Raw genomic sequence first — 13,390 nt, 5'->3', positions numbered from 1 at the left:
GGGGCATAGCTCCCGCAGGCAACCGTTCTAGTGTAGGTGAAGCTCCAGGACGATCCCAACCGGGGTGCCGAGGCCGACCCGTTCACGGCCGACTCACTCGACGCGCGGGGGAAGTGCCGAACTGCGGTCAACTGTCGCCGGACTCGTCCTCGATCTCGGCCAAGAGATACTGCCCGGGCACGAACTCCGATTCGGTCGGCGACTTGCCATCGGTGCTGGTAATCCAGGCGAGATCGATATACGCGTGATCGGACAGCCCATCCAAGGCCGCGAGTGAGATTTCGGCTGTACCGCCGCCCGGCATCGGAACCGACCCCCGGAAGCCGCCGAACTGCTCTCGCCACTGCGCGAGGGTTCGCCCACCCGGCCGATCAGGCATCTCCCGCAGCACCTTCTCGTCGTAGTGCACGACACTCGCGACTATCCATATTTTCGCCACGACATCCCCCTCGGTCACTGTGCCAGCAATCCTACGGATCCGATACAGACCAAACAGTCCGAAGGGCCTGGGTGCCGGCGGCGAAAATCCTGAACGCGGGCAGCGAACCGGCGACGGGTAGCTCGGGCCGCGCCTCCTGACGACAGCGGCCGAGCGAGGCCCGATCAGGGCTTCGCTCGGCCGCTACTCGACCAGGTCGAGGTTGTATCAGCCCGCTACCGGTGCCAGTTCCCACGGACCCTCACCCGTGAGGGTGAGGACTTGGGTGTGGTGCTGGTCGACCGTGCTGCGGTGGGCCACCGAGACGACGATGGTGTCCGGCACCTCGGTGCGGAGCAGGCTGTACAGGGAGTACTCCAGACCCTCGTCGACGGCGGAGGTCGCCTCGTCGAGGAAGACCACCTTGGGGCGGGTCAGCAGAATGCGGGCGAAGGCCAGACGTTGCTGCTCGCCCGGGGACAGAATCTTCGCCCAGTCGTCCTCTTCGTCGAGGCGGTCGATGAGATGGCCCAGGTTGACCTTGGTGAGAACCTCGCGAATCGCGTCGTCGGTCGAGTCGTTGGACTCGGCCGGGTACTCGACCGCGGTCCGCAGATCGCCGAGCGGGAGATAGGGGAGCTGGGACAGGAACAAAGTCTCCGTGCCCGCCGGTCGGCTGATCTCGCCATCGCTGTACGGCCACATCTGCGCGAGCGCGCGCAGCAATGTGGTCTTCCCGCTACCGGAGGCGCCTTTGATGACCAACGCGTCGGTGGGGACGAGCCGCAGGGTCAGGTCATCGATGAGCACTTCCCCGTCGGGCTTGCGGACATCGACCTTGTCCAGGCGCACGGCGTCGTCCAGGTCGACAGCGGCAAGCTTGGGGAGGGTACGGGATTCTCCGCTGGCGACCAGCAGGCCGTCGAGACGGATGAGGGACGCTCGATACTCGGCGAAGTCGTCGTAGGAATCACGGAAGAAGGACAGGGAGTCCTGGATTTCCCGGAAGGCCGTGGCCGTCTGGTTCATCCCACCCAGGGTGATCGCGCCGCTGAAGAAGCGTGGCGCCTGGATGAGATAGGGGAACAGGTAGGCGGACTGGGTGACGACGAAGTTCCAGCCGACGAACTTGAGCATCCGGTAGACATAGGCCCACTGCACCCGGATCACTTCGGCGAATCGGCTGAGCAAGCCGGCCCGTTCGACGTTCTCGCCCCGATAGAACGCGACGCTCTCCGCCGCATCACGCACCCGGACGAGCGCGTAGCGGAAGTCGGCGGTCGTACGCTCTCGAAGGAAATTGATCCGGATCAGTGGGTGACCGATCCAGAAAGCGATCACGGTGGACACCAGGACATAGGCGAGCACGATGACCAGCGCTGCCCGGGGAATCGTGACGCCGAGAATGGTCATCGGCCCCGACAGATCCCACAGCACCTTGGTGAACGACACGACAGAGACAATGGCCGTCACCGCGCCGAGCGCCAGCGTGCGGGATTGCTCGGTGAACGTGATGGTGTCGGCCTGGATTCGCTGGTCAGGGTTATCGATCGTGCTGTCGATGAACCGGGAACGATAGAAGGCGCTGCCCGCCATCCAGTCCGTTGTGACCCGATCGGTCAGCCACACCCGCCAGCGGATGTCGAAGGCCAGTTTGGCGTACAGATACACCAGCTCTTTGACCGTCCAGATGGTGATCAGCAGGGTGAACAGCTTCGCCGAGTCCCAGAACCCGGTTTTGGCTTCCGAGAGTGCCGCGTCGTCGCCAGATTTCAACGCTGATGCGGCGAGCTGGAACGAGGCGAACATGTCGTTGCCCCAGTAACTGAGCAGCACGCTCAATCGCACCGTCAGCAGGGCCATGAACAGCAGAGCAGCGACGAACAGCCAGACGCGCCACGCTCCGGCGCCACGGAAGTAGTTACCGCTGACGGACCAGAACTGGCGACCCCACTTCGTGAGCCTGAGCAGCAGTGCGGCGATCACCACGAACGCCACCGCGGTGATGAGGAAGGCGATCCCGAGCCACTTCAGACTCTCGAACCACTCGACGCTCCAGTCTCTAGACGTCTCCACGCACGCATCCCATCCCTGACGGCCGAAATTCGGCGCAGTCTAACCCGCCGAAGCGGTCTTCGCCGGGCCGCAACTCGGCCCATCGATTGACCGCCGAAAACCGACGTAGGTTAGCCTTGGCTGACTTATGCTGGAACAGGCTCTACAGGGCCGCTCGAGGAGCACTCCTCGAGGTAGAAGGGACGCAACGATGACTGCTCGGACTTCACGCGGGTGGCGCCGCACGGCGGTAGCCGTGCTGGCAGGCACCCTCGCCTTCGGCGGTGTCACGGCCTGTAGCTCATCCGACGATTCGTCGACCGGTGGCGAAGCGGTGACCATCACCCACGCCCGCGGCGAAACCAGCGTTCCCGGTACCCCGAAGAAGATCGTCGCCCTGGGCAACCAGTGGCTCGACACCTCGCTGGCACTCGGCGTGGTCCCCGTCGGCTACATCGACAACGTCTCCGCGGTGTCCAAGAGCACCCCGCCGTGGACACCGGAGTCGTTGAAGTCGGCCACCGCCCTCAACACCACCGGCAATATCGCCGAGCAGGTCGCGGCGCTGGAGCCGGACCTGATCCTGGCCGACCCCTTCATCGCCGACCAGAAGACCTACGACGACCTGTCCAAGGTCGCCCCCACCCTGCCCGCGCTGACCAAGGACGCCGTCACCCCGTGGCAGGACCAGGTCACCGCGCTGGGCAAGGTGCTGCACAAGGAGTCCGACGCGAGCGCGGTGATCAAGAAGGTCGACGACAAGGTCGCCGCCATCGCGACCGCCAACCCCGGCCTGAAGGGCAAGACCTTCGCCAGCACCTGGCTCGCGAGCCCCGCGCAGCTGATGGTGCTGACCGACCCCAACGACGGTTCGGCCAAGGTGTTCACCGCACTCGGCATGGGCATCCCGGCCAACCTCGCCGCGATGCCCGCCAACCAGGGCCGCCTGGCGCTGTCGCCGGAGAAGGTCGACGAGCTCACCGCCGACCTGCTGCTGGCCGGCTACTCCCCCGGCCTCGACGAGAAGTACCGGCAGCTGCCGGGTTACGCCGATCTGCCGTCGGTGCGCAAGGGTTCGGTCGTGTTCCTGACAACGCAGGAGATCAGCGCGATCAACCAGCCGAGCGCGCTGTCGGTGCCGTACATGCTGGACAAGCTCGAACCCGCGTTCGCCGCCGCCGCGAAATAGGTTCTGCCCCAGACCGGTTCTACCCCCGAGGATTTCACCGTGCTCGCCTCCGCTTACCCCGCCCAGACCCGCTTCGCCCTGCGCGCGGGCGTCACCTGCCTCACGACACCCGCGGGCGCGGTGCTGTTGAACCCGCCGCGCAACGAGAAGCTGACCGGTCTGGGCGCGGGGGCGCTGCAGGCGCTGAAAACCCTGAACCAGGGCCCGGCGACCGCGGCGGAAATGGCGACCGCGGCGGCGGGCGACGACATCACCGCCCTGATGCGCAAGCTCACCGACGGCGGCTGGCTGTCGGTGACAGTCCGCGACGGCGGCCGCGACCTCTACAGCATCCGACCCTTCGCCGACCCCGCCCCTCGCCCCGCGGTGGCCCTGCCCACCTGGTCGGCGACACTGTCGAAATTCGCTGTCCTGCACCGTGACAACCAGGGCTTCGTGCTCGAACACCCGCAGGCGTGGTGCGACCTTCGCATCCACGACCCGCGCCTGCTCGCCCTGCTCGACGGCCCCCTCGCCGCCGATTCGCCGGTGCCGGCCGCCGTGAAAGCCCAGTTCATGGCGGACCTGCAGTGGTGCGGTTTCCTGGTCGACGGCGACGAGGAAGAGCGCGAGTTCACCACCCGCTCCTGGAACACCCCCGACCTGTGGTTCCACCGCCGCAGCACCCTCGGCGCCCGCACGGTGACCTGGGACGACTTCGGCCCCACCCGCTGGGCCGACGGCCAGTTCCCCGAATTGCCGCTGCGCCGTGCGTCATTCGCCGGTGACCCGATCGCCCTTGCGAAGCCGGACCTGGTGTCGCTGCGCGTCTCCGACCCGAGCCTGGCCGCCGCCATCGAGGACCGTGTCTCCACCCGCGCCTTCGACGACGCCGCTCCCATCACCTCGGTTCAACTGGGCGAATTGTTGTTCCGCACCGCCCGCACCCGCGAGGACGGCTCCCGCCCCTACCCCTCCGGCGGCGGCGCCTACGAACTCGAGATCTACCCCGTGGTGCGCAATGTCGCAGGCCTGGAAAACGGCATGTACCACTACGACTCGACCGATCACGCCCTGCGCCCGGTCGCCCTCGCCGACGCTCCCGCCGTCCAGAAGCTCCTCAAATCCACCTCGGCCACCCTGGCAGGCGGCGCGCAACCCCAAGTCCTGCTGCTGGTTTCGGCCCGCGCGGGCCGCGTCATGTGGAGCTACGAACAGGTCGCCTACGCCAACATCCTCAAACACGTCGGCGTCCTCATGCAGACCGTCTACCTGGCCGCCACCGCCATGAACCTCGGCGTCGTCGCCCAAGGCTTCAGCGACACCTCCGCTTTCGCCGCCGCCACCGGACTCGACGAACTCGAGGAGTGCAACGTCGGCAGCATCATCGTCGGCTCACCGGCCCGCTAGCGGTAGAGATCTACGTCACACCATGCAACCCTCGACGGGTCTCGCGCGTCCAACCATGTGACGTGCATTCCGACAGATCGAGGGTCTCATGAACGAGGACTGGTCGGCGCCGACCCAGGCGTCGAACAACGCTTTGCGCGCGCAGATCGATGCGATGCTGGATTCCTTCACCGCTGAGAAGTCGGCTCTGCTCGACGCTCGGTCGCAGGTCGGCCAGCTCGTGACCGCCTGGTCGGCGGACAGCTTGGTCCGCGTCTCCGGCACCATCGCGGGGATCTCGGAGGTCCACATCGAGCCGGATGCCTTCAAACGGTCGACCCCGGAATCCCTCGGCCGATCGGTGACCGAGGCGATCGCCCAGGTGGCCGCGCAAGCCGCCCAGATCCAACAGCAAGCCCTCGCCCCGCTGTCGGACCTGAGCGCGAACATGCCGGACCTGCCCGACCTGATCCCGGGCGCCCCCAGCATGAAAGACCTCATCGCCCAGCTGACGCCGCCACCACCCCCGGCCCCTGAACCGGTCACCGACTCTCCCCACAGCCTCGTCGATGACACCGACGACGAAGAAGGCGAATACTTCCGCAATCGCGGATACCTTCGATGAGCTCGCTGAAAGCCGACCCGCAAGCGCTGCGCGGCACTCAGCCGTCGTTCACCTCGGTCGCCGACACGATCACCACGGGCGCCCAGAAGCTGGCGGCCGTGATCGCGGCGGAGGGTGAGTGCTGGGGCAACGACGAAATCGGCCAGTCGTTCGCCAAGAACTACACCCCCGGTGTCGAGCCCGGCCAGAAGGCGGTGTCCGGGCTGGCGACGGTGATGACCCAGCTCGGCGAGAACATGGTCACCGTGGCCGAAGCGTTGCAGGCCCAGGACACGACGCGCGCCGGTGAAATCGACAAGGCCACGGGGGCGCTGTAAATGGGCATAGAGATCCCCGACGAGCTCGCCTGGGTAGCCAAATACATTCTCGGCGCGGGTGATTGGCCTGAAGGTGACGAAACGGCGATGCGCCGAGTCGCCGACGGGTGGACCGCCATGGCGAACACCCTCGACACGGTCGACGACAACGCCGCCCTCGCGCTGAACGCCGCTCTGACAGCGCTGTCCGAAGGCGAAACCCACACCGCCATCACCGCTTACCGCGACAAGTTGCTGTCGGGCGACGAAGCGACCTTCGCCGCTGTTCGCAAGTGGTGTGAAAAACAGGCCGAACTGCTCGAAGACGGCGCCAACGATATCGAGCACACCAAACTGGTGATCATCGCGACGATGGTCATCGCCGCGGTGGAGATCGGTGCGGCGATCGCGACCTCGTGGACAGGTATCGGCGCTGTAGCCGGCGTGGCAGCCCGAGTGGCCGCCCAGGTCGCGGTGCGTGTGGCGATCAGACAGCTCATAGCCCGCATGCTCACCCGCGGCGCCGCGAAGGCAGCCGCCCGGTTGGCTCTGCGTGGCGCCGCGTTCGAAGCACTCGAAGAGGGCGGCACCGACCTCGGCGCACGACTGATCCAGGTAGCCAAGGGCGACCGCTCCGGCGACAAATTCGGCTGGACCGATCTGGGCCTCGCCACTTTCGGCGGCGCAGTCGGCGGCGCGGCAGGCGGCCTGCTCGGCGGCGGCACCGGCGCGCTCGGCGATGTCGCGTCTTCTACCGCGGGCAAGCTCGCGGGCAAGGTCGTCGGGGGCACGGTCACCGAACTGGGCGCCGACCTCTCCGCCCAAGTCGCCACCGCGGGAGTCGGCGCGGCCTTCCTCGGCCAGGAATTCAAGCTGGATGTCGGCGTGGATACCTTCACCAGCGCTGGAGCGGGTGGTGTCCAGAGCGCGCTGGAATCCAGCAGTCACGGCGGAAACAGCACAGCTCCTACCGTTCCCGATCTGGGCAGCGACCTTCCCGGCTCCACCACGCCCGCGGGGACCGATACCCCGTCCGGCGATCAGAGCCCGAACGGATCGAGCAACACCGGTCCGAACGCGCCGACAAGCCCGAACACCGGCGACACCGGCGGGTCCACGAACCCGGCATCGACCGCTCCTACCGGGGACGGAGCGACCCCGCAAAACGGTTCGCCCAACACCTCGGCACCGGGAGAATCCGCGCCCACGAGCCCGAATGACAACGGCGCGAACGGAACTCCACCTGCTGGCGACTCCGCACAGTCGAACCCGAACAACAACGGATCCACCGGAACCCCCGACGCCGGGGAAACCGCACCCTCGTCCACCGGATCCCCTGCCGCCGGCGACGCGACGCCGTCCAGCCCGAACGGCAACGGGGCCAACCCGACCCCACCGACCGGCGACACCACACCATCGAATCCGACCAGCGATACCGCCACCGGAACCCCCCAGAGCGGCGACTCACCGACGGCCCCGAACAGCAACGCCCCGACCGAAACACCGTCGGCCGGCGACCCCTCACCCACAGACGACACCGCGACTCCCGCCCCCACCGGCTCATCTCTGGACCTCCCGACCCAGGATTCCTCGACCCAGCCGAACGCCCCCACCGACAACACACCGAATACCGCTACCGGACAACAGAACCCGACCCCGAGCGACAACGGTCAATCCAACCCCACCCTGACGACACCGACCAATCCCCAACCCACGACCCCAGACCCCACCAACACACCGGATTCGACCGGCCAACAACCGACCACATCGACCCCCACCACGCAGGAGTCGACCCCCCAGCAATCACCGACTTCGACTCCCGCCGCAACCACCGCTTCGCCGATCTCCACAACCTCCCAACCGGCAACCCCATCGAACACCCCCACCCACATCCCGGCCGACACCACTCGCCCGTCCTCCAACGACACAGCGACAGCGGCCGCCACCACCGCTACAACCCCACAAACCGCAAACCCCACAACAACACCCACCGCAGCCCCACCGCCCACTGCCACGCAGACGTCCACGCCGACACCCCCGATCAGCCAAGCCCCATCGCCGGCGCCGTCATCGCCCAGATCGACAACGACACCCCCGGCAACCACCGGAACCCCACAGTCCACGTCTGCGACTCCACCAACGACAACCCCGTCGAACACCCCTGGAACCACACCGAGCCACACCGAAACGCCGATCACACACCGGACGTCTTCGCCTACCCCGCAGCAGACTCTCGGCACCAGCCCGACACCGCCGAGCACACCTGACACCCAGCAACCGTTCGGCCCGAATCCGACACCGACCAGCAGCCCGAGCACACCGAACAACACGAGCCAGCCACCTACGAATCAAGCTCGCGAGCTCCGTGAATCGCTGCGTGGCTTGCCATCTCAGGATGGTCGCACCACGTCGGTGGACGCGAATCGAAGTCCGTTCGTCCAGCGTCCGCCCGCCTACCGAATCCGCCGTTTCCACCTGGGCGGCAACCGGTGGGTCGCCGTCGCCACTATCCGCGCCCACATCCCCAACGCTCACTTGATGTCACCCAACGACCTTCGCCTGGCGATGGAAGCAATCCAGGCGACCGTTGACGCGACCTTCAACAACGGCAGTCCCCTGCTCAGCGGTGACCGATTCCTGGTCGATGTGGAGTTCACGACCGATCCCGCGGCTGCCGACACAGTCCTGGATCCCAGTCGGCCTGCCGGCATCGCCAACACGCTCCGCGACCACTTGGGGTTGTTCCCCGCGCCGCCCGGCCAGCTCCTGAGCCCGAGCGATCTTCGCGAGATCAGCAATGACATCGCTCGCGCGAATACACCTTCGAGAATCGCCGATCCCGCGAATTCGCGGGTAATCGATCATCGCGAACTCGCCGACGTCGAGGATCCCCTGCATCAAAGTCGGATCGAAGACTCGCTTCGCGCGGGCAACGGCTTCATCCAGGGCGCCGACCCACGCACCCATCCGTACGGGCAGTTGACCAACGACGGCGGGCGCACTGTCCCGGGCCGCGGCAACAACTGCCTCGACTGCTCCCTCTCCGCCTTGTCATCGTTCTTCGGCCTGCCTCGAGTCTCGGCGCCCCGATGGCCCGACCAATTGCCGAACGGCCAGCCGGACAACGTGTCAGGAGAGTGGAACGGCCATAGCCGTGCGGCAGCCTGCCTCGGCGCGAACTGGGCGTCGTATTCCGGAATGCCTATTCCGGACCAGTACCAGGCCTTGCACAACTACATCGCCGGCCTCGGCCCTGGTTCCGCGGCAATGGTCGGGACCAGATGGCATGCGCGTGATCAGAACGGCAACAAGCTCTACAACAACGACGGCTCACCGGTGTACCGCGGCGGTCACGCGACAGTAATCGTCTTCCCGCCGGGAGCGGCAGGCCCGGTGTGGTGGGATCCGCAGTCCGGGCAGACATCCGATGCCCCACCGGCATACCTGACCAACGACTCGGCGGCGTTGGAGTGCATACCCATCGACGCAAACGGAGGATCTCCCCATGGCGGAACCAGTACCCACCCGGGAACAGGCCAGACATTTGCTGGCCCGAGTGTTCGGTCCGAGCCAGGAGTACAGCATCCTGGAGAGCAGGCACGGCTGGGTATGTCAGCCGATGCTGTCGCCGGAGGAGGACGCCCAGAGGGGAATGGGCTTGGGCAACTACGTGATCAACAAACATACGGGGGTGATCACGGCGCACTCGAGCATGGCGATGCCGGTGATCGCGGAGGAGTTCGACGCGACGACGGAAGCGGGCCTACCACCCCAGGGCTACCAGATCCATCCGAAACAGCGCCGAATTCACCTGACTCGCCGGTTCGAGGACCAGAACACGATCGTGTACCGAGTACAACTGACCTTCTTGGAGAGCCCGGACGATCCGGGGATGACTCAGGAAGTCGAGATCACCAAGAATCCGATCCGTCACCGGCCCACGGACCGAGTCTCAGCGGTGGCGACGTCATGGGCGTACGAACAGAGCCGGAACACGGGGACATGGCCCGCGGAGGGGACGATCGAGCAGTAGGCGATCAACCGAGCAATTCCGCCCCTCCGACGACCGCGCCCCAATCCTCACCGGCTACCGCAGTCCCGAACACCCCGACATCCACGTCCCAACCGATAGAGGGCACCACGACGCCGTCGTCGCAGTCATCGGTAAACCAGACCCAGCCATCTCCGCCGCCGACACCGCCCCCTGGTACATCACCGGCACCCGTCAGCGGCACAACGCCCACTGCCCACCAGCCGGCCACTCCGACGCAATCGATCCCGACCCCGCAGCAGTTAATCGACGCCAACCAGTCACGCACAGCCCGCGAGAACCTACGCTCCCAGCACCCTGACGGAGGAGTGCGCCACGTCGTCGATCCGCTTGGCGGCCGCAGTTTCACCTGGGGCAGATTCACCACCGCTTTCAACACGCCCGTGTCGATGCTCCGGGTAGGCGTTCATATGGCCGGCGTCGGCAACCTCGATCCAGCAATCGTCCAAGCGCTGCTCGAACGCGCCCAACTCGCCGTCGATCTGCACTTCAACCGAGGCGAGCAACTCCTGTCCGGCGACTGGATGATGGTCGACCTGGTCCCGGTCAGTGACCCTGCCGCGGCTGACATGACGATCGATCTCGACTCGTCCAACCCTGACAGCACACCTACCGACGCCGACCTCGACGCTCTCACCGGGCTGCTGCGAGAACAGCTCGGGCTGCCTCCCAGTGACACCGATCTGGACGTGGACGACCTCCGCGAACTGAGCAACAGCATCGCGCGTGCCAATACACCAGCAGTGCTGGACGGTCTCCCTGGTACCCGGGTCGAAGGCCCCGCACGGCTCGACAGTCTCGAACAGGCCGAGTATCAACACGACGTCGAAGACGCTCTGCGCGATGGCAACCGGTTCATGGTCGGCGCGGACCCCCGGACAAACGATTATGGCAGCCTGATCAACGACGGCGGCCCGACTGTTCAGGGCAGGAGCAATAACTGCCTCGACGGATCGCTGGCCGCATTGTCATCGTTCAATGGCAGGCCCGAAGTCGGTTCACCGCGATGGCCCGACCTCGACGCCGACGGGGACCTCGACACCCGATCAGGTGAGGAAAACGGACTCGATCGAGCAACTGCGTGGTTGGGCGGTACATGGCAGCTCGGCGACGTCGACCTCGCGGTTTCGGCTCAATTTCAGGCGCTGCACGACCAGATTCGCAGCATGGGCCCCGGAGCGTCGGCGCTGGTTGTCAACACCTGGCACGCCCGAGACCAGAACACCGGCGAACTGTTGTACGAGTTGGACGGGTCGCCCACGATCGACGGTTCCCACGCGACTGTCATCGTCTATCCACACGGCGCCGCGGGCCCGGTGTGGTGGGATCCCCAATCATCCGAATTCTCGGACACCCCGCCGCACAACCTAACCAGTGGATCGGTCGAACTCTGGTCGATGCCCGTCGATACCCAAGGAGTAACCAATGCCGGTTCCACCACTGGTCACCAAGGAACAAGTGCGGGAATTCCTAGCGGAAGCGTTCCCAACCCAGACATTCTCGGTGATCGAGTTCAAACACGGGTGGGTCTGCCGACCGGAGCTCAGCCCGGAGCAGAAAGCACTGGGCCAGGGACTCGGCCAGACGAGCTACGTCCTCGACAAACAGACCGGGATAGTGACAGTGCACCCCAGCCTGCACCCGTGGACGATCGGCGAGATGTACGACCAGGCGATCGAGACCGGCCAGCCGGTGAACGGACGGCAGATCTATCCCAAACGCCGACAGGCGACATTCCAGCGCCTGACCGAGAACTCGGAAACGATCACGTACCAAGTGACAGTGACGTCACTGAACAATCCGACAGAACCACCCGAGGCGTACCAGTTGACGTTCGACAAGCAAACCCTGAAACGGGACCAGCACGGACCGATGGACTCCCTGGTGATCTCGAAAGCCCAGTGGCTCAGACGTCGCCAACAGAGTTGGCCGACGGACGGAACGATCGAGGACTAGTAGACGCTGAGTCCGATGCGCCCGAACAGGTGCATACGGGTGGGGCGATTCGTCCACGTGACGACGCGGCAGCCTTCGATTGGGCAGAGGAGGCATACACCCGGTTTCGCAGCGACGACAGTGACATCGACGAGATGGCACGCGCCTTGGCTGACCAACTGCGGGCTGACGGCACCTACTTCACCCGAGCCGACCTCGAACAGATCAAGAACCATGTGTTTCGGACACAGCATCCAATGGTCGACTATGACGGAAACATTGTCCACCAACTCTTCGACGCCGATCCGAACATGGCCGAGGCATGGATTCGACTCCGAGCCGGGCGCCCGCTTCCGGCCGATATGGTGCTCCTCGAACACGAACTGGCCGAGTCCACTTACATGCGAATGCATCCAGGATCGACTTACCAGGACGCGCACGCACACGCAAATACTCAACACGACTGGTCTCGCGACATCCCGCCGAGCACCCGCGAACGCTACGACACACACTGGGGAGAACCGAATGGCGCTACTGGTCTACTACAACCAGATCAGGAACGATCCGAGCGAGGTGGAGTACCGATTCGGGGAGACCAGGGACAACCTGGACCGGACCCTGATCATCGACAAGACGAACGAAGCAGCCCTTCCGGGACAATCGGAGGACGGGATCTTCCGAACGACAGTAGGCAGGATCATTCATCGCGCGCGCCGCGAGAAGGAATGGCCGAAGAACGGGATGATCGCCTCGTAGCGGATTCCCATTACGAGGTAGCGGCCCAGTCAAGCGACCAAATAGACACGAACGAGCATGGTCCACGGTCTGAAGATCCGCGGCGGTTGGGAAGAACCCTCCCTCTGCCTCCTGACCACGCGTCTCCGCCCGATCCCGCCGCAGCGCCGCCATCCCCACCGGATGCCCACCAGCCCGACAGCTCACCGACTCAACCGCTTTCGGTACCGGCGGCGATTCCGTTGCCTCCGCACTTGCAAGCGTACTTCGATCTCGGGGAAAGCACACCCGCCGGTCGGTCCTACTTCGAGGAATCCGACTCGGAAATGAGAGAGTACGCCCAGTGGGTCGGAGCGCTACAGAACTTCTACACCATTGATATGCACGGGGATCCCGAAGCTGTCTTTATCGGCGATGACGAGCTGTCACCGAAAGACCTCGCGGCGCTCATCCGAGCCGACCCACGCTGGCAAAATCGCGCTATCCGCCTGCTGTGCTGCGAGACTGGGCAGGGCCCAGATCCCTTCGCCCAACATCTTGCCAACGAACTGGGCGTACAGGTGTGGGCTCCGAACGAGATTGCATGGACCGATGAAGACGGCACTGTCGTAGTCGCGACCGAGGTCGTCGACCCGGTGACCGGCGAAGTTGATGCAAAGGATCCGCCGGATGGAGACTGGATCCTGTTCGAGCCCGAGAGCCAGTAGAGGAGTATCAA

7 protein-coding genes are annotated in these 13,390 nt (G+C 65.4%); 5 read left to right on the top strand and 2 right to left on the bottom strand.

The annotated features are described in order from the left end of the window. Positions 1-127 precede the first annotated feature (127 nt). Positions 128-457 carry a hypothetical protein gene (locus tag QX204_RS02235; RefSeq protein WP_301904950.1) on the bottom strand — a complete coding sequence of 110 codons (330 nt, stop codon included), beginning with the start codon at positions 455-457 and terminating at the stop codon, positions 128-130. Between the two features lie 189 nt (positions 458-646). Beyond that, complete coding sequence (locus tag QX204_RS02230) at positions 647-2,494, bottom strand: ABC transporter ATP-binding protein/permease (RefSeq protein WP_301904949.1); 1,848 nt, start codon at positions 2,492-2,494, stop codon at positions 647-649. Positions 2,495-2,684: 190 nt separating this feature from the next. On the opposite strand from QX204_RS02230, the gene QX204_RS02225 reads away from it, so the two are divergent. The 5 genes from QX204_RS02225 (at position 2,685) to QX204_RS02205 (ending at position 13,379) form a co-directional block, all read left to right on the top strand. Further along, complete coding sequence (locus QX204_RS02225; protein WP_301904948.1) at positions 2,685-3,662, top strand: ABC transporter substrate-binding protein; 978 nt, start codon at positions 2,685-2,687, stop codon at positions 3,660-3,662. Positions 3,663-3,701: 39 nt separating this feature from the next. Beyond that, a complete protein-coding gene (locus tag QX204_RS02220; RefSeq protein WP_301904947.1) occupies positions 3,702-5,051 on the top strand; it encodes a SagB family peptide dehydrogenase in 1,350 nt (449 codons plus the stop codon). Between the two features lie 88 nt (positions 5,052-5,139). Beyond that, the gene (locus QX204_RS02215) at positions 5,140-5,655 is read left to right on the top strand and encodes a YbaB/EbfC family nucleoid-associated protein (RefSeq protein WP_301904946.1); all 516 of its coding nucleotides are present in this window, start codon (positions 5,140-5,142) and stop codon (positions 5,653-5,655) included. Beyond that, the gene (locus tag QX204_RS02210) at positions 5,652-5,972 is read left to right on the top strand and encodes a hypothetical protein (protein ID WP_301904945.1); all 321 of its coding nucleotides are present in this window, start codon (positions 5,652-5,654) and stop codon (positions 5,970-5,972) included. Before QX204_RS02215 ends, QX204_RS02210 begins: the two co-directional genes overlap by 4 nt. Beyond that, complete coding sequence (locus tag QX204_RS02205) at positions 5,973-13,379, top strand: toxin glutamine deamidase domain-containing protein (protein ID WP_301904944.1); 7,407 nt, start codon at positions 5,973-5,975, stop codon at positions 13,377-13,379. It begins immediately after the preceding gene. Positions 13,380-13,390 lie beyond the last annotated feature (11 nt).

The sequence above is a fragment of the Nocardia sp. PE-7 genome (genome assembly GCF_030486425.1).
GTDB lineage: Bacteria > Actinomycetota > Actinomycetes > Mycobacteriales > Mycobacteriaceae > Nocardia > Nocardia salmonicida_A.
Note: the sequence above shows the minus strand (reverse complement) of the source record. Positions and strands in the feature narration are given on the sequence as shown.